Source organism: Streptomyces sp. KL109B (genome assembly GCF_030766935.1).
In the GTDB taxonomy this organism is placed as follows: domain Bacteria; phylum Actinomycetota; class Actinomycetes; order Streptomycetales; family Streptomycetaceae; genus Streptomyces.
The window spans coordinates 402109-423690 of sequence record NZ_JASERL010000003.1 but is presented as its reverse complement, the minus strand read 5'-3'; the positions used below and the strand labels follow the sequence as shown (position 1 = coordinate 423690).

The 21582-nt window shown below is 70.6% G+C and carries 20 protein-coding genes and 1 tRNA gene; 8 read left to right on the top strand and 13 right to left on the bottom strand.

Going from position 1 to position 21582, the window contains the following annotated elements:
* Positions 1–167: 167 nt before the first annotated feature.
* From RBJ65_RS13245 to RBJ65_RS13225, 5 genes are all read right to left on the bottom strand, one after another.
* Positions 168–1643, bottom strand: coding sequence for a penicillin-binding protein 2 (locus RBJ65_RS13245; protein ID WP_306322666.1), 1476 nt, complete (start codon positions 1641–1643; stop codon positions 168–170).
* Positions 1640–3067 (bottom strand): FtsW/RodA/SpoVE family cell cycle protein, encoded by a 1428-nt coding sequence (locus tag RBJ65_RS13240; protein WP_306322665.1) that lies wholly within the window; start codon positions 3065–3067, stop codon positions 1640–1642. Before RBJ65_RS13240 ends, RBJ65_RS13245 begins: the two co-directional genes overlap by 4 nt.
* Before the next feature lie 25 nt (positions 3068–3092).
* A complete protein-coding gene (locus tag RBJ65_RS13235) occupies positions 3093–4625 on the bottom strand; it encodes a Stp1/IreP family PP2C-type Ser/Thr phosphatase (protein WP_306322664.1) in 1533 nt (510 codons plus the stop codon).
* A 167-nt stretch (positions 4626–4792) separates the two neighbouring features.
* Entirely contained in the window at positions 4793–5305 is a 513-nt protein-coding gene (locus RBJ65_RS13230; protein ID WP_306322663.1) for an FHA domain-containing protein, read from the bottom strand.
* A gap of 10 nt (positions 5306–5315) precedes the next feature.
* Positions 5316–6182, bottom strand: a complete 867-nt coding sequence (locus RBJ65_RS13225; RefSeq protein ID WP_306322662.1) for a DUF3662 and FHA domain-containing protein — start codon at positions 6180–6182, stop codon at positions 5316–5318.
* 384 nt (positions 6183–6566) lie between these two features.
* Here RBJ65_RS13225 and RBJ65_RS13220 point away from each other — a divergent pair.
* Positions 6567–6650, top strand: a tRNA-Leu gene (locus RBJ65_RS13220).
* 155 nt (positions 6651–6805) lie between these two features.
* On the opposite strand, the gene RBJ65_RS13215 is transcribed toward RBJ65_RS13220, so the two are convergent.
* Positions 6806–7462: an FMN-dependent NADH-azoreductase gene (locus tag RBJ65_RS13215; RefSeq protein WP_306322661.1), complete on the bottom strand. Its 657-nt coding sequence runs from the start codon at positions 7460–7462 to the stop codon at positions 6806–6808.
* Between the two features lie 149 nt (positions 7463–7611).
* Here RBJ65_RS13215 and RBJ65_RS13210 point away from each other — a divergent pair, with 149 nt between their 5' ends.
* The 4 genes from RBJ65_RS13210 to RBJ65_RS13195 all read left to right on the top strand — a co-directional run bounded on the left by RBJ65_RS13210 (position 7612) and on the right by RBJ65_RS13195 (position 11293).
* Positions 7612–8001 (top strand): winged helix-turn-helix transcriptional regulator, encoded by a 390-nt coding sequence (locus RBJ65_RS13210; protein WP_372341416.1) that lies wholly within the window; start codon positions 7612–7614, stop codon positions 7999–8001.
* Between the two features lie 242 nt (positions 8002–8243).
* Complete coding sequence (locus RBJ65_RS13205) at positions 8244–9725, top strand: DUF2252 domain-containing protein (RefSeq protein ID WP_306322745.1); 1482 nt, start codon at positions 8244–8246, stop codon at positions 9723–9725.
* Positions 9726–9921: 196 nt separating this feature from the next.
* Positions 9922–10800, top strand: coding sequence for a J domain-containing protein (locus tag RBJ65_RS13200; RefSeq protein ID WP_372341415.1), 879 nt, complete (start codon positions 9922–9924; stop codon positions 10798–10800).
* Between the two features lie 145 nt (positions 10801–10945).
* Complete coding sequence (locus tag RBJ65_RS13195) at positions 10946–11293, top strand: rhodanese-like domain-containing protein (RefSeq protein ID WP_306322659.1); 348 nt, start codon at positions 10946–10948, stop codon at positions 11291–11293.
* 55 nt (positions 11294–11348) lie between these two features.
* Here the strand turns inward: RBJ65_RS13195 and RBJ65_RS13190 are convergent, their stop codons facing one another.
* From RBJ65_RS13190 to paaA, 6 genes are all read right to left on the bottom strand, one after another.
* Positions 11349–12503 (bottom strand): acyl-CoA dehydrogenase family protein, encoded by a 1155-nt coding sequence (locus tag RBJ65_RS13190; RefSeq protein ID WP_306322658.1) that lies wholly within the window; start codon positions 12501–12503, stop codon positions 11349–11351.
* A gap of 109 nt (positions 12504–12612) precedes the next feature.
* On the bottom strand, positions 12613–13737 hold the full coding sequence (gene paaE / locus RBJ65_RS13185) for a 1,2-phenylacetyl-CoA epoxidase subunit PaaE (protein WP_306322657.1): 1125 nt from the start codon (positions 13735–13737) through the stop codon (positions 12613–12615).
* On the bottom strand, positions 13737–14333 hold the full coding sequence (gene paaD / locus RBJ65_RS13180) for a 1,2-phenylacetyl-CoA epoxidase subunit PaaD (protein ID WP_306322656.1): 597 nt from the start codon (positions 14331–14333) through the stop codon (positions 13737–13739). Before paaD ends, paaE begins: the two co-directional genes overlap by 1 nt.
* Positions 14327–15067, bottom strand: a complete 741-nt coding sequence (gene paaC / locus RBJ65_RS13175; protein ID WP_306322655.1) for a 1,2-phenylacetyl-CoA epoxidase subunit PaaC — start codon at positions 15065–15067, stop codon at positions 14327–14329. Before paaC ends, paaD begins: the two co-directional genes overlap by 7 nt.
* A gap of 20 nt (positions 15068–15087) precedes the next feature.
* On the bottom strand, positions 15088–15426 hold the full coding sequence (gene paaB, locus RBJ65_RS13170) for a 1,2-phenylacetyl-CoA epoxidase subunit PaaB (protein WP_306322654.1): 339 nt from the start codon (positions 15424–15426) through the stop codon (positions 15088–15090).
* Positions 15423–16415 carry a 1,2-phenylacetyl-CoA epoxidase subunit PaaA gene (paaA, locus tag RBJ65_RS13165; protein WP_306322653.1) on the bottom strand — a complete coding sequence of 331 codons (993 nt, stop codon included), beginning with the start codon at positions 16413–16415 and terminating at the stop codon, positions 15423–15425. The genes paaB and paaA overlap by 4 nt, the downstream gene beginning before the upstream one ends.
* Positions 16416–16681: 266 nt before the next feature.
* On the opposite strand from paaA, the gene RBJ65_RS13160 reads away from it, so the two are divergent.
* The 3 genes from RBJ65_RS13160 to RBJ65_RS13150 all read left to right on the top strand — a co-directional run bounded on the left by RBJ65_RS13160 (position 16682) and on the right by RBJ65_RS13150 (position 19630).
* Complete coding sequence (locus RBJ65_RS13160; protein ID WP_306322652.1) at positions 16682–17557, top strand: DUF5819 family protein; 876 nt, start codon at positions 16682–16684, stop codon at positions 17555–17557.
* Entirely contained in the window at positions 17554–18798 is a 1245-nt protein-coding gene (locus tag RBJ65_RS13155) for an HTTM domain-containing protein (RefSeq protein ID WP_306322651.1), read from the top strand. The genes RBJ65_RS13160 and RBJ65_RS13155 overlap by 4 nt, the downstream gene beginning before the upstream one ends.
* A 67-nt stretch (positions 18799–18865) precedes the next feature.
* Positions 18866–19630: an RNA methyltransferase gene (locus tag RBJ65_RS13150; RefSeq protein WP_306322744.1), complete on the top strand. Its 765-nt coding sequence runs from the start codon at positions 18866–18868 to the stop codon at positions 19628–19630.
* 26 nt (positions 19631–19656) lie between these two features.
* Here the strand turns inward: RBJ65_RS13150 and paaN are convergent, their stop codons facing one another.
* Positions 19657–21375, bottom strand: coding sequence for a phenylacetic acid degradation protein PaaN (gene paaN / locus RBJ65_RS13145; protein WP_306322650.1), 1719 nt, complete (start codon positions 21373–21375; stop codon positions 19657–19659).
* Positions 21376–21582 lie beyond the last annotated feature (207 nt).

The window sequence follows — 21582 nt, the reverse complement described above, 5'->3', positions numbered from 1 at the left end:
CGGCGTACGGGTCGGGCGGTGTGCTGTCCGGGCCTTACGGTACCCGGCTCGCTGGGCGTGACCTGGCCACCACCGTGACCCGTGACAGGACCGGTATCGCCACGTGCATCTATGTGAACAACGAGTGACCGGGCTCACAAGGAGTGGTGAAACCGGGGTCCGTCCGCTCACTTCTTGCTGGAAGCGCCGTCGACGACTGCCTTCATCACGTCGCGCGCGATGGGCGCCGCCAGACCGCCACCGGAGATGTCGTCACGGTTGGCGCTGCCGTCCTCGACGACCACGGCCACGGCGACCGGCGAACCGGAGTCGGTCTTGGCGTAGGAGACGAACCAGGCGTACGGCTTCTCGCTGTTGTCGACGCCGTGCTGGGCGGTACCGGTCTTGCCGCCGACGGTGACGCCGGGGATCTTGGCGTTGGAGCCGGTGCCGCCCGGGTCGTTGACGACGGTCTCCATCATCGACTGGAGCTTCGTCGCGTTCTCCGCGGAGAGCGGCTGGCTCATCTCCTTCGGGTCCGTCTTCTCGATGGTGTCGAGGTTCGGGGCCTTCAGTTCGTCGACCATGTACGGCTCCATGAGCTTGCCGTCGTTGGCGATCGCGGAGGCGACCATGGCCATCTGCAGCGGGGTCGTCGCGGTGTTGAACTGGCCGATCGAGGAGAGCGCGGTCTCCGACTTGTTCATGTCGTCGTCGAAGTTCGACGCGTTCGAGCGGACCGGGATGAACTGCTCCTTGTTGAAGCCGAACTTGTCCGCCTCCTCGCGCATCGCGTCGACGCCGAGGTCCGAGCCGATCTTGCCGAATACGGTGTTGCAGGACACCTTCAGGGCGTTGCGCAGCGTCGCGTTCTTACAAGGGATGTTGCCCTCGTTCTTCAGCGGCGTCGTGGTGCCCGGCATCGTCCACGGCAGCGGGGTGTCCGTCGCCTTGTCCGGGTCGTAGTTCCCGCTCTCCAGCGCGGCCGCGGCCGTCACCAGCTTGAACGTGGAACCCGGCGGGTACGTCTCGCGCAGCGCGCGGTTCAGGAGCGGCTTGTCCTTGTCCTTGTCGAGCCGCTGGAACGTCTTGCCGTCGTCGATGGAGTTCCCGGCGAAGGACGACGGGTCGTACGACGGCGTGGACGCGAGCGCGAGGATCTTGCCGGTGGACGGCTCGATGGCGGCGACGGCACCCTTGCCGCGGTTCTTCAGGCCGTCGTAGGCGGCCTTCTGCGCGTCGGCGTTGAGGGTGGTGACGACGTTGCCGCCCTCCTTCTGCTTGCCCGTGATCATGTCGAGGGTGTTGCGGAAGAAGAGGCGGTCGTCGTTGCCGCTGAGGATGCCGTCCTCGAGGTTCTCGATCTGGCTGGCGCCGACGACCTGCGAGGCGTAGCCGGTGACGGGCGACCACATGGGCCCGTCCTTCCAGGTCCGCTTGTACTTGAGGTCGGTGCCGGTGGTCGCCTTGGAGCCGGTGACGGACTTGCCGTCGACGATGATGTCGCCGCGCGGCGTGGAGTACCGCTCGATGGCGACGCGACGGTTCTCCTTGTCGGAGGCGAGCGAGTCGGCCTTCACGTACTGGAGCCAGTTGTCGCGGATCAGGAGGCCCAGGATGAGGAGGCCGCAGAAGATCGCGATGCGGCGCAGGGGCTTGTTCACGGTCGGACCACCTGGGTCATCTCGGCGTCGGGGCTTGGCGTGGGGCTGGGCGCGGGGCGCCGCGCGGTGTCGCTGATGCGGATCAGGATGCCGATGAGCGCCCAGTTCGCGATGACGGAGGAACCGCCGTAGGCGAGGAACGGCATCGTCATACCGGTCAGCGGGATGAGCCCCATCACGCCGCCCGCGACGACGAAGACCTGCAGCGCGAAGGCGCCGGACAGGCCGACGGCGAGCAGCTTGCCGAACGGGTCGCGGGCCGCGAGCGCCGTGCGCACACCGCGCTCCACGATCAGCGCGTAGATCAGCAGGATCGCCATCAGCCCCGCGAGGCCCAGCTCCTCGCCGTACGTGGCGAGGATGAAGTCGGAGTTCGCGGCGAAGCGGATCAGCTCGGAGTGGCCCTGGCCCCAGCCGGTGCCCAGCGTGCCGCCGGAGCCGAACGCCCACAGCGCCTGCATCGCCTGCTCGGAGTGGCCGGGCACGCCCTGCCGGCTGAGCATGTACTCCTTCATCGGGTCGAGCCAGGCGTCGACGCGCTGCTGGATGTGCGGCTCGAACGTGGCCACGCCGACGGCGCCGACCGCGGACATCATCAGGCCGAAGACGATCCAGCTGGTCCGCTCGGTGGCGACGTACAGCATGATCACGAACATGCCGAAGAAGAGCAGCGACGTACCGAGGTCGGTCTCGAAGATCAGGATGAGGATCGAGATCGCCCAGACGACGAGGATCGGACCGAGGTCGCGGCCGCGCGGAAGGTACATGCCCATGAAGCGGCGCGAGGCGAGCGCCAGCGCGTCCCGCTTCACCATCAGGTAGCCGGCGAAGAACACCGCGAGGACGATCTTCGCGAACTCACCGGGCTGGATGGAGAATCCGCCGACGTGGATCCAGATCTTGGCGCCGTTGATGTTCTGCCCGATGCCCGGCACCAGCGGCAGCAGCAGCAGCACGATCGCGCCGAGCATGGAGATGTAGGTGTAGCGCTGCAGAACGCGGTGGTCCTTGAGGAAGAACAGCACGGCGACGAACAGGCCGATGCCGATCGCCGAGTACATCAGCTGCTTCGGCGCCGCACTGCCCGACACATTGATCGACTGCAGCAGCTTCGACTGGTCGAGCCGCCAGATGACGACCAGACCGAGCCCGTTCAGCAGCGTGGCCAGCGGCAGCATCAGCGGGTCCGAGTACGCCGCGAACTTCCGTACGACGATGTGGGCGACGCCCGCGAGCAGGCCGAGGCCGAGGCCGTAGCCGAGCAGGCCCGCGGGGAGCTCGCCGTCGAGGGCGAGGCCCACGTTGGCGTACGCGAACACCGGGATGATCACGGCGAACACGAGCAGTGCCAGCTCGGTGTTGCGCCGGCTGGGTGCTCCGATCGCTCCAATGGTCGACGTATGGGTCGTGGAGTTACTACTCATGGCGTGCTGAGGCCCCCAACGGCTTCTACTGCTGTGCGCACGCCTTGGCCAGCTGCTGCTCTTCCTCGGAGAGACTGGGGCCAGGGGTGGGCGTGGGAGAGTTCTTCGACTGACCGGACTTGCCGGAAGAGGACGGGTTCGGCGTAGGGGTGACGGTGCGGTACGACGCCTTGGACGCCGTGCCACCTGTGGTGGTTCCGCCTGCTTCGCCCTCGCCGGTCTTCGCGTTCTTCTCGTTCTCGGCCTTGTCCCGCTCGGCCTGCTTCTCGCATGCGGTGGCCTGCGCTGACAGTTCCTGGATCTTGTCCTGGGCGGCGGCCAGGTCGCCTTCGGCGATGGTCGCCTCGACCTGCTTGCGCTGGTACGGCGGCAGGTACTTGAGCTGGATCTCCGGGTGGTCCTTGGCCACCTCGGACATGCTCACCCAGGCCAGGTCCTGGCTGATGCCGCGGTACAGCGCCACGTGCTCCTCGTTGGAGCCGACGTAGTACTGGGTCTGCGTCCAGCGGTAGCCGCCGTAGAGGCCGCCGCCGATGACGGCGAGCGCGAGCACCGTGTACAGGGATCTCTTCAGCCACTTGCGGCGCGGCCGCGGCTTCACGAAGTCCTCGTCCATGTACGCGCCGAAGCCCCCCTCGGGCGCGTAGCCGACGGTGTCGCCGCTGCCGGGCGGGCCGAACTCGCCGCCTCCGCCCGGGGCCGGGCGGCCGAGTCCGGCGGCGCGGCCCGCGGGGGTCTCCATGGCGGAGCCCTCGTGCAGCGCCTGCTGGTTCTCGGCGACCGCGCCGACGACGACCGGGGCGTCCGAGAGCTGACCGGCGAGGGTGTCCCCGCTGTCGATGTCGAGGACGTCCGCGACGATCACGGTGATGTTGTCGGGTCCGCCGCCGCGCAGCGCCAGCTGGATCAGGTCCTGGACCGTCTCCTGCGGGCCCTGGTAGCTGGCGAGTGTCTCCTCCATCGTCTGGTGGGAGACGACGCCGGACAGGCCGTCGGAGCAGATCAGATACCGGTCGCCGGCCCGCACCTCACGGATGGAGAGGTCGGGCTCGACGTGGTCGCCGCTGCCCAGCGCCCGCATGAGGAGCGAGCGCTGCGGGTGCGTGGTGGCTTCCTCTTCCGTGATGCGGCCCTCGTCGACGAGGCGCTGCACCCACGTGTGGTCCTGCGTGATCTGCGTAAGGACACCGTCGCGCAGCAAGTACGCGCGCGAGTCACCGACGTGTACGAGGCCGAGCCGCTGGCCCGTCCACAGCAGCGCGGTCAGGGTGGTCCCCATGCCCTCGAGCTGGGGGTCCTCCTCGACCATCACGCGCAGCTGGTCGTTGGCCCGCTGCACGGCGGTGCCGAGCGAGGTCAGGATGTCCGAGCCCGGTACGTCGTCGTCGAGCGCGACGATGGTGGAGATCACCTCGGACGAGGCGACCTCACCGGCGGCCTGACCGCCCATGCCGTCGGCGATCGCGAGAAGGCGGGGGCCGGCGTAACCGGAGTCCTCGTTGCCCTCGCGGATCATGCCTTTGTGTGATCCGGCGGCGAAGCGCAGTGACAGGCTCATGCGCACCTGCCCAGCTGGCTCAGACTCCGGGTACAGCCGGTCGTGTCGAACCACACTGCCCACCCTCCGCTCGGGAGCGCGCCGGTCGCCGGGGCAGCCTGGTCGTCCAGGACCCGGCCGACCGTGTCGGCTCGCTCGCTCCGCTCGCGCTCATTCATGACGTAGCACTACTTCCGCAGCTCGATGACGGTCTTGCCGATGCGGATCGGCGCGCCCAGCGGGATCGGCTGGGGCGTCGTGAGGCGGGTCCGGTCGAGATATGTGCCGTTGGTGGACCCGAGATCCTCGACGATCCACTGACCGTCCCGGTCCGGGTAGATCCTGGCATGCCGGCTCGACGCGTAGTCGTCGTCGAGCACGATCGTGCTGTCGTGCGCACGGCCGAGCGTGATCGTCTGCCCCTGCAGCGCCACCGTCGTACCGGTGAGGGTGCCTTCGGAGACGACCAGCTTGGTGGGGGCGCCGCGCCGTTGCCGGCCACCGCCGCCCTGTTGCCGCTGCTGCGGAGGCGCGGACTGGCGGGCGGCCTGCTGCGCCCGCCCGCTCTCCCGGCGCGCACCGCGCTGGGTGACGCGCGTACCGAACAGGTCGCTGCGGATGACCTGGACGGCCACGATCACGAACAGCCACAGAACGGCCAGGAAACCCAGCCGCATGACCGTCAGGGTCAGCTCTGACATTGCCCCCGCTTCACCCTTCGGCTTGCCGGTAAACGATGGTGGTTTGGCCCACGACGATCCGCGAACCGTCGCGGAGCGTAGCGCGGGTGGTGTGCTGCCCGTCCACCACGATGCCGTTGGTGGATCCGAGATCCTGGATCGTCGAGGGCGTTCCGGTCCGGATCTCGCAGTGCCGGCGCGATACGCCGGGGTCGTCGATCCGCACGTCGGCCTCGGTGGACCGGCCGAGCACGAGGGTGGGGCGGGAGATCTGGTGGCGTGTGCCATTGATCTCGATCCAGTGGCGCACGCGGGCGCCGGGCAGCGGTCCCGCGCCCGCCTGCTGCCCCTGCGCCGCCTGCTGTCCCTGAGCGGACTGCGGGGCCTGCGCCGGACGTCCCGGCGGCGGACCGGCGGGCATCGGCGGGGCCGCGGCGGGCTGCGGGTAGCCGTAGCCGCCGGGCGCCTGGTGGGGCCGGGCGGCCGGGGCCGGGCGCTGGGACTGCGGGCGCTCCTGGCTGGTGGACGACGCGAGGGTGCGGCTGCGTACCCGGTACAGACCTGTGTCCAGGTCGTCCGCCTTCTCCAGGTGCACCTTGATGGGGCCCATGAAGCTGTAGCGCTGCTGCTTCGCGTAGTCGCGCACCATGCCGGACAGTTCGTCGCCGAGCTGGCCCGAGTAGGGGCTCAGGCGCTCGTAGTCGGGCGCGCTGAGCTCCACGATGAAGTCATTGGGGACGACGGTCCGGTCGCGATTCCAGATCGTCGCGTTGTTGTCGCACTCGCGCTGCAGCGCTCCGGCGATCTCGACGGGCTGCACCTCGGACTTGAAGACCTTGGCGAAGGTGCCGTTGACCAGCCCCTCGAGGCGCTGTTCGAACTTCTTCAGGACTCCCATGAGGCACCTCCTCCTTCGTCGCTGCCTTCTTGGTACCGCTCTTGGTACTGCTTACTGATCGTATCCACGCGTCGGGAAATCGGCTGGTTCCCCCTGTCCGCCTGCTCGATGAGTGTCGACGCTCACAGCCCCTTGCCGGGCCCCTATGTAGGGATCGTAGAGGTGGCCTCCACACAGTGTCCCGTACGCGGCTGTGGACCGTGCGGGATCCGGTCCCGGTCAGGGTCCCGCACGCGTGCTCGGTCCGGGTGCCGGGCCCGCTCCCGGTGCCCGGTCAGTGCCCAGCAGAACGGATGTGAATCCACCCTCCGCAGCGTGCTAATGTTTTGTTCGTCGGAAGGCGCCGGGCCCGCAAGGGTGAAGGAGCCGGAAGACACACCCAATGCGCGGGTGGCGGAATAGGCAGACGCGCTGGATTCAGGTTCCAGTGCCCGCAAGGGCGTGGGGGTTCAACTCCCCCCTCGCGCACAGCGAAAAGCCCCGCAGATCTCAGGATCTGCGGGGCTTTTGCGTTGCCCGGAGACGGTGCGGTGGAGCCGCGTGGGCGGTGCGGCGGGGTGCATGAGTGAACCCACAGGGCCGGGGCCCTGTGGGTTATGTCACGTCCGCGTTCGAGGCGGGTTTCAGGCGGCGAAACGGGCGGCCAGCGTCTTGCCCTTCTCCTGGGCGTCGGCGAGAGCCTTGTCACGGGAGGCCTCGAACTTCGGGACCAGCTCGGACATCGCCGGGTTCTGCGGGGCCATGGTCAGCTCCGGGACGATGAAGTCCAGGTCGAGACCGAGGGTGTCGCGCAGGGCGGCGCCCAGGAAGTTCTGCACGTACTCGAAGTCCTCGCGCGGGGTGCCCGGCGCGTAGGAGCCGCCGCGGCTGGCGACGACGGTGACCGGGGTGCCCTTGGCGGACTGGGAGTCGGGGCCGCCCGAGGTGCGGCCCATCAGGATCACGTTGTCCAGCCACGCCTTCAGCGTGGAGGGGATCGAGAAGTTGTACATGGGGGCGCCGATCAGGATGGCGTCCGCCTGCTCCAGCTCCTCGATGAGCTTGACGCGCTCGGCGAAGACGGCGGCCTGCTCCGGGCTGTGCGCGTCGGCGGGGGTGAAGCCGGCCAGGTGGGAGGCGGCGGTGATGTGCGGCACCGGGTTCGCGGCCAGGTCGCGGTAGACGACGGTGCCCTCGGGGTGCTGCTCCTGCCAGGCCTTGCGGAAGGCGTCCGTGACGGGGCGCGAGGCGGAAGACTGGCCGTCGAAGACGGAGGAGTCGATGTGGAGCAGGGTGGCCATGGTTCTCTCCCGTGAGGGTTGAGGGCGCCCCGCGAGGGTTGAGGGCGCGGTAATTGAGTATGTAACTAGTAATAGCACAGGGGCTTACTTTTTTTCATCCCCATACAAGAACGCAGTACCCTGGAGGCATGGTGGGCAACGGGGAAGACATGAGCGGGGCGGGCGCGGGAGGCGTCGTGACCCACGAACCCCAAAGGTGTTCGACGGTCGACATCGGCATGACGCGCGTCTTCGGACTGCTCGGCAAGCGCTGGACGGGGCTGATCGTCTCCGTCCTGATGGCCGGCCCCAGGCACTTCGCGGACCTGCGCAGGGCCATCCCCGGCATCAGCGAGCGCATGCTCTCCGACCGGCTCACCGAACTCGGCGCCGCCGGACTCGTCGTACGACAGGTCGACGAAGGGCCACCCCTGCGGGTCTCGTACCGGCTGTCGGCAGCGGGCGAGGCACTGGGACCCGCGCTGCGGGAGCTCGGGGTGTGGGCCGAGAAGTACCTGGGCGCCGAGGGCGGGACGTGCCCGGAGGAGTTTCGGAAATGAGGCCCGGTGAGGCCCGGTGAGGCCCGGCGAGGCCCGGTGAGGCCTGTGGGGCGTTGCGCCGGGCCTGCGGAGTGAGCGAGTTGTGCACGTGCTGAGGGTTTTCCACAGGCGCTGACGACGCTTTCCGGGCGGCGGTACGGTCATGACCGATCACATACGACGTGCGGGACACGACGTGCGGGGACGGGCCCGTACGCGACGTCCGTACGGGACGTCCGTACGGGACGGGGGAGGCGGTCGGCATGCGCGGATCGGACGACGCGGCGGTGCCGCGACAGCGCGAGGCGCGGGGCGGGACACAAGGCGGGCCGCGAGGCGGGACACAGACGGTGTCGCGGGTGCCGAGGGTGCCCGGGTTCGCCGCGGCCACGGGAAGCGGCTCGGGAACCTCGCCCAAGGCCGAGGGCAAGGCACTGCGCGAGAAACTGGCCCGCACCGCACACCGCGACCTCACACCGGGGCCCGACCGGCCCGACGCGGTCGCCGCCGTCGAGGAATCCAACCGCGGCCGACTCCCCCACCTGACCCCGATACGCGTCGGACGCATGGCCGCCACCCCCTTCGCCTTCCTGCGCGGATCCGCCGGCCTCATGGCACACGACCTCGCACACACCCCCACGACCGGCATCGGCGCCCAGATATGCGGTGACGCCCACGCCGCCAACTTCGGCCTCTACGCCGACGCACGCGGCGGCCTCGTCATGGACCTCAACGACTTCGACGAGACCGTGCACGGCCCCTGGGAATGGGACGTCAAACGCCTCGCCACGTCGCTGGTCCTCGCCGGACGCGAAGCCGGAGCCGACGAGAACACCTGCCGCGAAGCCGCACACGACGCCGTCGGCGCCTACCGGCGCACCATGCGGCTGCTCGCCAAGCTGCCGGCCCTCGACGCGTGGAACGCCATCGCCGACGAGGAACTCGTCTCGCACACCGACGCCCAAGACCTGCTCGGCACCCTGGAACGCGTCTCCGAGAAAGCCAGCAGAAACACCAGCGGACGCTACGCCGCCAAATCCACGGTCGCCGCGGACGGCGGCGGACGACGCTTCGTCGACGCCCCACCCGTACTGCGGTCGATACCCGACGCGGAAGCCGAAGCCGTCGCGAGCGCCCTCGGCCCGTACCTCGACACCCTGTCCGAGGACCGACTGCCGCTGCTCGGCCGGTACGCGATCCACGACGTGGCGTTCCGCGTCGTCGGCACCGGCAGCGTGGGCACGCGCTCCTACGTGGTGCTGCTCCTCGACCACCGGGGCGAAGCACTCGTACTTCAGGTGAAGGAGGCACGGTCCTCGGTGCTGCTGCCGCATCTGCCGACGGCCGGGTTCGCGGCGGCGCCCGTCGAGCACGAGGGCCGGCGGGTGGTGCTCGGGCAGAAGCGGATGCAGGTCGTCAGCGACATCCTGCTCGGCTGGACCACGGTCGCCGAACGGCCCTTCCAGGTCCGGCAGTTCAGGAACCGCAAGGGCAGCGTCGACCCGGCCGCCCTCGCCGCCGACCAGATCGACGACTACGCCCGGATGACCGGCGCCCTCCTCGCCCGCGCCCACGCGCACAGCGCGGACCCGAGGCTCGTGGCCGGCTACTGCGGCAAGAACGAGGAACTGGACGAGGCCGTCGCCGCGTTCGCCGTGACGTACGCGGACCGGACGGAGGCGGACCACGGGGCACTGGTGCGCGCCGTGCGGGAGGGGAGGGTGGGGGCTGAGGTGGGGGTTTGAGGGGCTTTGAGGGGGTGGGGTGGGAGGGGAGGGAGGGGGGAGGGGCCCCCGGAGGCGTTGCGGTTCGTGGGGTGGATCCGCCCCGCCCTTCGCGGTCGATGCCGTGCCCTACGCTGGTCGGGTGACGACTTCGGATACCGACGATGTGGCAGGGCAGCAGCCTGAGGGGCAGCCTCGGCAGCGCCTCAAGGACCGCCTGAAGGAGCGCCTCGAGGAGCGGGCCGAAGAGCGGAGCGCGGAGCAGCCGGGAGGGCGCCCCGAGGGGCGGGCCGGGGAATCGGCTGAGCAGCCGGCCGGGGAGCGAGCCGAGGAGCGGCTCGAGCGGGCTGTGCGGGCGGCTGAGCAGGCGTTGATCGAGTTCGAGATCGCCGTCGAGACGTTCCGGGTCGAGGTGGAGAACTTCTCGCGTCTGCACCACCAGAAGCTCGGCCCGATGTACGCCCGGCTCGACGAGCTGGAGGCGTTGATCGCGGAGGCAACGGCGGCCCGCACCGGTGATCCGGAGGACCGCCGCAAGGCCGATGAGGCGCGGGCGCGGGTGTTGCCGATGCCGGGCGTCGAGGAGCTGTTCCACGGGTGGATGGACGGGGACGGGCTGTTCCCCGAGGCCTCCGCGATGCTGACCGAGCAGCCGGTGCGGCCGCCGCAGCGGGTGCGGCCCAGCGACGAGGCGCGCAAGCTCTACCGCGAGCTGGCCCGCAAGGCGCACCCGGATCTGGCGCAGGACGAGAAGGAGCGGGAGCGCCGCGACGAGTTCATCTCGCGGGTGAACGCGGCGTACGGGCGTGGCGACGAGGCGTTGCTGCGTGAGCTGGCCGAGGAGTGGGCCGCGGGGCCGAAGCCGCCCGAGCAGCAGCCGACCGAGAGCGAGGAGCTGTACGCGCGTCTGGAGTGGCTGGCGCAGCGCAAGGAGTTGCTCACGGCGGTGGCGCGGGAGCTGGAGGAGAGCGCGATCGGCGCGATGCTGCGGATGGCTCCCGAGGACCCGGACGCGTTGCTCGACCAGATCGCCGAGCAGTTGCTCGCGCAGGTCGCCGAGCAGGAGGCCGAGCTGGAGCGGTTGACCGCGTCCTGACCTACGTGGTGCCTGACCTTCATGGTGCCTGGCCTCCGTGGTGCCTGACCTACGTGACGCCTGACCTTCGTAGCGCCGGGGTCCGTGGTGCCTGACCTTCGTGGTGCTGGTGGAGGCCGTGGCCGGAGAGGGTAGCGTCGGGGGCATGGTTTTCGGTTCTGGTGTGCCCACGGTCGGTGTCGACGAGCTCAAGGAGCAGGACTTCCTGCTCGACGTCCGTGAGGACGACGAGTGGCAGGCAGGTCACGCCGCGGGTGCGCTGCACATTCCGATGAGCGAATTCGTCGCCCGTTACGGCGAGTTGACGGAGGCGGCGCCGCAGGACGGCCGTGTCAACGTGATCTGTCGCTCCGGCGGGCGTTCCGCCCAGGTGACGATGTATCTGACCCAGCAGGGTGTCGACGCGGCGAACGTCGCGGGTGGTATGCAGGCGTGGGAGGCGGCCGGCCGCCCCGTCGAGGCCGACAACGGGCAGCCGGGCGCTGTGATCTAGCTTTCGCCCATGGGCCGGCCGGGTCGGCCAGGCCGGGTCGGTCAGGCCGGCGGGGTCAGCCGAGTGGGTGCGCCGCGAGCAGGTCGCCGAGTGCCTCCTCGTGGGCGGCGGCCGGGCCGAGCGAGAGCTCCAGGTGCTTGGCCCACGCGTGGTAGCGGTGCAGTGGGTAGTCGGTGTCCGCGCCGAAGCCGCCGTGCAGGTGCTGTGCGGTCTGTACGACGCGTCGTACGCCGTCGGAGGCCCAGGTCTTGGCGACCGCCACGTCTCCCGCGACCGGTAGGGGGCCGCTCGCTCCGCTGCTGATGCGCCAGGCGGCCTGCCAGAGGGTGGCTTCCATGGCGCGCAGGTCGATGAAGCGGTCGGCGGCCTGCACGGCGACGGCCTGGAACGTGGCGATGGGATACCCGAACTGCTCGCGCTTGCCCGCGTAGTCGCTGGTCATCTTGAGTACGCCGTCGCCGAGGCCGAGCGCGAGCGCGCAGGTGCCGGTGACGAGCAGGTCGTGCAGGCGGGGCCAGGCGGCGGGGTCCTCGATGATGTGGTGTGCCTCGACGCGGGCGCCGTCGAGGCGGAGCTCGGCCTGGCGCTCGCCGGTCGTCGATATCTGTTCGGCGAGCGTGCATCCCGGCAGTTCGGCGAACGGTCCCGGGAGTACGGCGAGTACCGCCTCGCCCTCGCCGACGTGGGCCGGGACGAGGATCCGGTCGGCGCCGTAGGCCCAGGGCACTGCGGTCTGTACGCCGTCGAGCACCCAGGTCGTCCGGTCGCCGTCGGTCTCCTTGCGTGCGGTGACGGCGAGTTCGGCCGGGTCGTGTCCGGTGCGGCCCGCGGAGGCCACGGTCAGGGTGAGTTCGCCGCGTCCGGCGCGGGGGAGGATCTCCTGCTTCAACTCCTCGCTGCCATGGGCCTGTACGGCTGTCGCGGCCGCGCTGTGTTCCAGGAGCGGGAGCCTGGCGAGGGCCTTCGCCGATTCGCGCAGGACGAGGCAGAGCGCGATGGCGTCGAGTCCGGCTCCGCCGTGTTCCGGCGCGATCAGCAGGCTGAGCAGGTCGGCGTCGGCGGCCTTCGCCCACAGTGCCCGGTCGAAGTCCTCGGCGACCGCCCCGGAGGTGAGCGAGGGGCTGGGCACACTGTCGGGCGCGACCGGTCCGAACACCGCTTTTGCCGCCTCGGCTGCTGCCTGCTGCTCCTCGGAGAAGGTGAAGTCCACTGGCCTTTCCTCCCGTTCCTGCCGTACCGCGTCCGTGATCTGACGGGGCGTCAAGATAGAACAGGTTCTACGAGAAGGGAACAGTGGGCCCCACGGGCTTCGCTCGCGCTCAGCGGTCGAAGTCCACCTGTACCCCCTCCGTGGTGGGGTGCGACTGGCAGGCCAGCACATAGCCCGCGTCGGTCTCCTCGGCCTCCAGCGCGAAGTTCCGGTCCATGCGCACCGATCCGGTGACGAGGAAGGCGCGGCAGGTCCCGCAGACGCCGCCCTTGCAGGCGTACGGCGCGTCCGGCCGGTTGCGCAGCACCGTCTCCAGAACGGACTCGCCGCCTTGTACGGGCCAGGTTCCCGAACGGCCGTCGAGCTGCGCGGTCACCGTGCTGTGCGCGGGAGTCGGCGTGGCCGGGCGGTCCTTGGCGGCGGGCCCGTCGTCGACGTGGAATATCTCCTCGTGGACGCGCTCGCGCCGTACGCCGAGGGCGCGCAGGGCCCGCTCGGCTCCCTGGACCAGGCCGTACGGCCCGCACAGGTACCAGCCCGCCACTCGCTCCACCGGCAGCAGCGCGGGCAGGAGTGCGCCGAGTCGCTCCTGGTCGAGCCGGCCGGACGCGAGCCCCGCCTGCTGTTCCTCCCGGGAGAGCACGGTGACCAGCTGGAACCGGTCCGGGTACCGGTCCTTCAGGTCGGCGACCTCCTCCAGGAACATCGTCGACGCGGTGCTGCGGTCGCTGCGTATCAGGCAGAAGCGGGCCTCGGGCGCCCGCTCCAGGAGGGTGCCGGCGATGGACAGGACCGGTGTGATGCCGCTGCCGCCGACCACGGCCGCGTAGTGCCCGGAGACCGGGGCGGTGCCGGTGCCGGTGTTGGGGTCGGCTTCGGGGGTCGGGTCGAGGGTGAAGCGGCCCGCCGGTGTCATCACTTCCAGCTCGTCGCCGACGGCGATCTCCTTGTGGGCGTACGTGGAGAAGGCGCCGTCGTCGACCAGGCGTACGCCCACCCGGAGGCTGCGCGGTGCCTCGTCGGCCGGGGCGGTCGAGCAGATCGAGTACGTGCGCCGGATCTCCGCGCCGTCCGCGGTGCGGCGCAGTGCGAGGTGCTGGCCCGGGGTGAAGCGGTACGCCTCGCGCAGCTCCTGCGGCACGGCGAAGGTCAGCGCCACGGAGTCGTCGGTGAGCCGGTCGACCGCCGTGACGCGCAGCCGGTGGAAGCGGGCGCGTCCCCCTTCGTGCGCCATCACAACTCCTTGAAGTGGTCGAAGGGTTCGCGGCAGGACAGGCAGCGGCGCAGCGCCTTGCAGGCGGTGGAGGAGAACCGGCTCAGCAGCTCGGTCTCCGTCGATCCGCAGTGCGGGCAGGCGATCGCGTCCAGGGGCGCGGACGGTTCGGACGTGTGCCGGGTCGGGCCCAGCGGTACGGCCACCGGGCCCGCGCCCGCGGGTGCGCGCGTCGTGCGGGGTGGCGCTATGCCGAACTCCTGTAGCTTGCGGCGGCCTTCGGGTGTGATGTCGTCCGTCGTCCAGGCGGGGGAGAGTACCGGGCGGACGGTGACCTCGGGGATGCCGTGCTCGTGCAGCACCCGCTCTATGTCGGCCGACATGGTCTCGATCGCGGGGCATCCGGTGTAGGTGGGGCTGAGCTCGACCTCCACGGAGCCGGGTCCCCGCGCGTGCACGGCGCGCAGTACGCCCAGCTCCTCCAGACTCAGTACGGGCAGTTCGGGGTCGGGTACGGACCCGGCCAGGCTGCGCAGTTCGGCTTCGAGCGGGGTCTCGTGCCGGGTTTCGTGCCGGGTTTCGTGCCCGGTCCCTGGGGCCTTCGCGGTGCTCACCATGACGCCCCCGGGTGGCTGCGGTGCAGATGCTGCATCTCGGCGAGCATCCGGCCGAAGGGCTCGGTGTGGACGCCCTGCCGTCCGGCTCCGGCGCTCCAGGCGCCGAGCTGTGGCCCTTCGGGCACGGTCAGCGTCGCCTCGCGCAGGGTGTCGGTGACGGAAGCGGTCCAACTCGCCCGGAGCTCCTGCGGGTTGAGGTCCAGTCCGGGGACGGGCTGGAACAGCTCTCCGGTGTAGCGCCACAGCGCGTCGACCGCGCGCTGCATCCGCGTGTGGCTCTCCTGGGTGCCGTCTCCGAGGCGGAGTGTCCACTGGCGGGCGTGGTCCTGGTGGTAGGCGACCTCTTTGGCCGCTTTGACGGCGAGGGGTGTGAACTCGGATTCCCGCTCGGCCAGTTGGGCGTAGAGGAACTGCTGGTAGGCCGAGAAGTAGAGCTGGCGGGCGATGGTGCGGGCGAAGTCTCCGTTGGGCTGCTCGACCAGTTGTACGTTGCGGAAGGCGCGTTCCTCGCGCAGGTACGCCAGTTCGTCCTCGTCGCCGACCATGCTCAGCAGGACGCGGGCCTGGCCGAGCAGGTCGAGGGCGATGTTCGCGAGGGCGACCTCCTCTTCGAGGACGGGGGCGTGGCCCGCCCACTCCCCCAGGCGGTGCGAGAGCACCAGGGCGTCGTCGCCGAGGGCCAGGGCGGCGGCGGACGCGGTGTCCGTCGTCTCGTGCGTACGAGGCTGCGTCACAGGTGTTTCCGAGGGGCGCGTCACAGGTGCTTCACCCCTTCCGGGATCTCGTAGAACGTCGGGTGCCGGTAGGGCTTGTCGGCGGCGGGCTCGAAGAAGGGGTCCTTCTCGTCCGGCGAGGAGGCGGTGATCGACGCGGACGGCACGACCCACAGGGAGATGCCTTCGCCGCGCCGGGTGTACAGGTCACGCGCGTTGCGCAGCGCCAGTTCGGCGTCCGGGGCGTGCAGGCTGCCGGCGTGCGTGTGGGAGAGGCCGCGGCGGGAGCGTACGAAGACCTCCCACAGGGGCCAGTCCGCGGCGCCGGTGGAGCTGGTGCCGGAGGCGCTGTCGGTGGCGCTGCTCGGGGTGTCGCTCATGCCGCCCTGCCTTCTCGGGTCGCCGTGGTGGATGTGGAGTGCTTGGCGGCGTGGGCCGCGGCGGCCTCGCGCACCCACGCGCCCTCTTCGTGGGCGTGCCTGCGCTGGGTGATGCGCTGTTCGTTGCACGGCCCGTTGCCCTTGAGGACCGCCTTGAACTCGGACCAGTCGATCGCCCCGAAGTCGTGCTGCCCGCGCTCCTCGTTCCACCTCAACTCCGGGTCGGGGAGCGTGAGTCCGAGGGATTCGGCCTGGGGGACGCAGATGTCGACGAAGCGCTGGCGCAGCTCGTCGTTCGAGTGCCGCTTGATCTTCCACTCCATGGACTGCGCGGAGTGCGCCGACTCGTCGTCGGGCGGGCCGAACATCATCAGGGACGGCCACCACCAGCGGTCCACGGCGTCCTGTGCCATCGCGTGCTGGGCCTCGGTGCCGCGGCTGAGCGCGAGCAGCAGCTCGTACCCCTGGCGCTGGTGGAAGGACTCCTCCTTGCAGATCCGCACCATCGCGCGGGCGTACGGCCCGTACGAGCAGCGGCACAGCGGTACCTGGTTGGTGATCGCGGCGCCGTCCACGAGCCAGCCGATCGCTCCGACGTCGGCCCAGGTCAGCGTGGGGTAGTTGAAGATCGAGGAGTACTTCTGGCGGCCGCTGTGCAGCTTGTCGAGGAGTTCGTCGCGGCCGGTGCCGAGGGTCTCCGCCGCGCTGTAGAGGTAGAGGCCGTGCCCCGCCTCGTCCTGGACCTTCGCCATCAGGATCGCCTTGCGGCGCAGCGAGGGGGCGCGCGTGATCCAGTTCGCCTCCGGCTGCATGCCGATGATTTCGGAGTGGGCGTGCTGGGCGATCTGGCGCACGAGCGTCGCGCGGTAGGCGTCGGGCATCCAGTCGCGGGGTTCGATGCGCTCGTCCGCCGCCACCGCCGCGTCGAACGCGGCCTGGAACGCCCCTGTCACCTCTGTCTTCGTCCGCCGCGGCGCTGCTGTCGCCATTCTCGGTCCCCCTCGACCCAGGCTCCCGACCGATCGTTCGGTCCGTCGGATTCAATGGTGGGTCCAGGCGCCGTAAGGTGTCAACCCTGTGCAGTCGGGCTGTGGATAACCTCGGACGCCTGTGCCGTGCGGGCGCTCCCCAGTACCGTTCCGATGCATCGTCCGGCGGGGCGGCGGCGCGGAAGCGGAATCGGTTCGGCGACGGGGCGTCGGGCAGCGGGTCGGACACGGGACCGTCAGAACCGGATCGGGATCGGGGAGCACCGATGGAGACAGAAGCAGGCGCCGCGGACGAGGGCGCCCGGCTCACGACGGACCCGTCGGCTCCGCCGCGCCCCCGCCTGCCGGACTCGACCGGGCCGACCGCCACGACCGGGCCGACCGCGGCCGCCACGACCGGGTCGGCCGTCGCGCCTGAGGCGACCGCGTCGGACGGCCCGCGCTCCGGCGCGGCTCCCGCCCGCAGGGGCCTCGCCGCGCTCTCCCCCGGCTATCGGATGACCGCCGGGTTCGCGCTCGCCGGTATCGCGCTCGTCACCTGCGTCCACATCCTGATGGTGTTCCTGCACGTCGCGCCGGCGAACACGGTCACCAAGCGGCACGGCGAGCTGGTCGGCGCGTGGATCTACCCGGAGTTCGAGCAGAACTGGAAGCTGTTCGCGCCCAACCCGCTGCAGCAGAACGTCGCGGTGCAGGCCCGTGCCGAGGTGCGTACGCCCGACGGGGAGCTGCGCTCGAGCCGCTGGTACGACCTGTCCGCGCAGGACGGCGCCGCCATCGACGGCAACCTGCTGCCCAGCCACACCCAGCAGAACGAGCTGCGCCGCGCCTGGGACATCTACACCGGGACCCACGACGAGCAGAACCGGCCGAGCGGGCTGCGCGGCACCCTGTCCGAGCAGTACCTGCGCCGCATCCTCGTGCTGCGCCTCGACCGGCTCGGGACCGCGGGCAAGGGCGAGACCGTCGAGCGCGTCCAGATCCGCTCCAAGACGACGATGGTCGATCCTCCGAAGTGGAGTGACGAGAAGGTGAACCAGAAGCCGGTGTACCGGCAGGTGCCGTGGTGGACGGTCACCTCCAGTGACGCGCCGCTCGACAGCGGTGCGCGCGTGCAGTCGCGGGCGGGCGGTGACCGATGAGCCACGTACCTCCGGTGAATACCGAGAACCCCGCGAACCCCGTGATCCGCCTCCAGCGGAAGCTGGCCGACGGCCTCCAGTGGATCTCCGCGTCCTCGCTCGCGCCCTACCAGAGCGCCGTGATCCGCATCGGGTTCTCCGCGACCTGGCTGCTGTTCCTGCTGCGCGAGTTCCCGCACCGGCAGGAGATGTACGGCCCCGACGGGCCGTGGAGCTGGGGCATGGCGCAGCAGCTCATCGAGGACAACCACGCGTTCAGCGCGCTCATGTGGTCCGACGGGCAGGGCTGGTTCGAGCTCGTCTACGTAGTGGCCGTGTTGTCGTCCGTGCTGCTGATGCTGGGCTGGCGCACCCGCACCATGTCGGTGCTCTTCATGGTCGGTGTGCTGTCCCTGCAGAACCGCAGCGTCTTCATGGGGGACGGCGGCGACAACGTCATCCACCTCATGTCGATCTACCTGATCTTCACGCGGTGCGGCCAGGTCTGGTCGCTGGACGCCCGCAGGGCGCGGCGGGGGGCCGAGGACCGGTTCGGGATCGTGCTGTGGTGGGCGATGGGGCTCGTCCTCGCCGCGATCACGTTCATGGGGCAGGTCGGTGGCGGCTGGCTGCTGTTCTTCTGGGCGCTGTGGGCAGGCCACGGGGTGTGGTGGGCCGTGAACCGCCGCGATCCGCACGGCGACTCCCGCCTGCTGTGCGACGTGATCGCCAATCTGATGCACAACGCCGGGTTGCTCGTGGTCATGGTCGAGGCGTGCCTGATCTACGCGACGGCCGGCTGGTACAAGATCCAGGGCAGCCGCTGGCAGGACGGCACCGCGGTCTACTACCCGCTCCACCTGGACTACTTCTCGCCCTGGCCCGCCCTGGGCGACCTGCTGAGCACGTTCGGCCCGATGGTGCTGCTCGTGACGTACGGGACGGTGGCCGTGCAGGTCGCCTTCCCGTTCACCGTCTTCAACCGGCGCCTGAAGAACGTCCTGTTGGTGTTCATGATGCTGGAGCACGCGGTCATCGCCGTCGTGCTGGGGCTGCCCTTCTTCTCGCTCGCGATGATCGCCGCGGACGCGGTGTTCCTGCCGACGTCCTTCCTGCGGCGCGTCGGCGGCTGGGCGGCACGCGCGCGTGGTCGCGTTCTTCCTTCTACGAAGGCTGCGAAGGGTGGCGCGGTGCCCGGCGCCCGCCCCGCGGAGGCGAGCGGCGAGACCGTGGCGGCGGAGCAGTCGGCCGTGCGCACGTAGGCTTCTTGCCGTGAAGGGTGTGAACGGCGTGAACAGGACGAGTGGGACGAGTGCGGCGGACGGCGGCATGCGCGAGGAGCGGGCCGAGGACGCCGTGCGCGCCTGGCAGCGGCGGGCCGACGCGGCGGTGCTGCTCGACGGCTTCCACGCCCTCAAGCACGCCGTACGCTTCGGCGCCGACGTCCCCGTCGCGCTCGCCGTCGACCGGGCGGCCGCGCTCGCCCTGGCCGAGGACCTCGCCCCCGATGTCGTACGGGACCTGGCGCGGCTCCTCGTGGAGGTGCCGGACGCCGTGCTGCGGGGGCTCGTGCCGCGCCTGCACCCGACCGGCGTCGCCGCGCTCGCCGGGCGGCCCGCGCGGGACGCCCATCTGGCCGCCCTGGGACGCGAGGCCCGCACCACGCCCGTCGTCGTGCTCGACAACCCGCGCAACCTCGGCAACGCGGGCGCCGTGATCCGCCTCGCCGCCGGCTACGGCGCCACCGGCGTCGTCACCACCGGCGACCTCGACCCCTGGCACCCCACCGTCGTACGGGGCGGGGCCGGGCTGCACTTCGCGACCGCCGTGGAGCGGCTGGACGTGGACGAGCTGCCGAGCGGGCCGCTGTACGCGCTCGACCCCGAGGGCGCGGACATCCGCGGCCTGAAGCTGCCCGACGACGCCCTGCTCGCCTTCGGGTCCGAGCGCAGCGGCCTGTCGGCGGAACTACGCGCGCGTGCCGACCAGTTGGTGTCGCTGCCGATGCGGCCCCAGGTCTCCAGCTACAACCTGGCCACCAGCGTCGGCATGACGCTCTTCCACTGGAGCGCACACAGCACGCACGCCCCGTAGAGCCTGGGCCCACGCCCCCTAGGGCCTTACGCGGCTGCCCGTCGCACCTCCACCACCCGGAAGCGGTTCGCCACGAACGCGCTGTCGCACAGCGCCGCGTTCGCCGCCGGGTTGCCGCCCGAGCCGTGGAAGTCGGAGAACGCCGCAGTCTGGTTCACGTACACCCCGCCCGTCAGGTTGAGCGAGAGCTGCGCGCACTCCTCCAGGCAGACCTCCTCCACGGCCTGCGCCACGTCCTCGGAGGTGGTGTAGGCGCCGACCGTCATGGCGCCCTTGTCGCGCACGGTGCGGCGCAGCAGCTCCACCGCGTCGCCGGTCGTGTCGACACAGACCGCGAAGGAGACGGGGCCGAAGCACTCGCTCATGTAGGCGGCCTCCGCGTCGGCCCCCTCCCAGTATTTCCGCGCGCCGTCCAGCTTCACGATCACCGGCGTACGCACGACGGCGTCCGGGAAGTCCGGGTTGGCGATCTCCCTTGAGGGCAGGGCGACTTCGCCGATTCCGCGGGCCGCGTCGAGGCGGGCCCGCACGTCCGGGTTGACCAGCGCGCCCAGCAGCCCGTTCGCCCGCGCGTCGTCGCCGAGCAGGCCGCCGACCGACGTCGCGAGGTCCGCCACCACCTCGTCGTACGCCTTGGGTCCCTCGTCCGTGGTGATGCCCTCGCGCGGCATCAGGAGGTTCTGCGGCGTCGTGCACATCTGGCCGCTGTAGAGGGACAGCGAGAAGGCGAGGTTCGCCAGCATGCCCTTGTAGTCGTCCGTGGAGTCGATGACGACGGTGTTGACGCCGGCCTTCTCCGTGTAGACCTGCGCCTGCCGGGCGTGCGTCTCCAGCCAGTCGCCGAAGGCCGTGGACCCCGTGTAGTCGATGATCTTCACCTCGGGGCGTACGGCGAGGGTCTTGGCGATGCCCTCTCCCGGACGCTCGACGGCCAGCGCCACCAGGTTCGGGTCGAAGCCCGCGTCGGCGAGGACCTCGCGGGCGATGCGCACCGTGAGCGCGAGCGGCAGCACCGCGCGCGGGTGCGGCTTCACGAGGACCGGGTTGCCGGTGGCCAGGGAGGCGAACAGGCCCGGATACCCGTTCCACGTGGGGAACGTGTTGCAGCCGACCAGCAGCGAGACGCCGCGCGCGACCGGCGTGAACTCCTTGTCCAGGACCAGGGGATCGCGCTTGCCCTGCGGCTTGGACCACTGCGCGGCGTCCGGGGTGCGCACCTGCTCCTCGTACGCGTACGCCACCGCCTCCAGGCCGCGGTCCTGCGCGTGCGGGCCGCCCGCCTGGAACGCCATCATGAAGGCCTGGCCGCTGGTGTGCATGACCGCGTGCGCGAACTCGTGCGTCCGCGCGCTGATCCGGGCCAGGATCTCCAGGCACGTCACCGCGCGCGCCTCGGCGCCCGCCTCGCGCCACGCGCGCATGCCCGCGCGCATGGCAGGCAGCAGCACGTCGATGTCGGCGTGCGGGTAGGTGACGCCCAACTCGATTCCGTACGGCGACACTTCGCCGCCCACGAAGTCGTCCGTGCCGGGCTGGCCCAGGTCGAGACGGGTGCCGAGCAGGGCGTCGAAGGCGGCCTTGCCCTCGGGCATGCTCAGGCTGCCGGTCTCGGCGTCTCCGTACGCCTTGGGGTGCTCGGGGTGCGGGGACCAGTACGCGCGCGTGCGGATCGCTTCCAGCGTCCGGTCGAGGGTCGGCCGGTGCTTGGCGATCAGATCGTGCGAGGTGAGTGCGGCGGCGGCCATGGCGGACCAACTCCTCCTGGACTGCGGCTCCTCGTCGAGCCGGCGAGCTGGGCGGGACTGGAACGGGACGGGGCTGGGCTGGGCGGGACTGGGCAGGAAAGGACCAACAGAGTTAGAGTAACCGAACGATCGGTCGGGGCAAGGGGCTGTGGAAAAGCCGAGGGAAAGCCAGGGAAAAGCGGTCCAAAAGCGATGGGCGGCCGGACC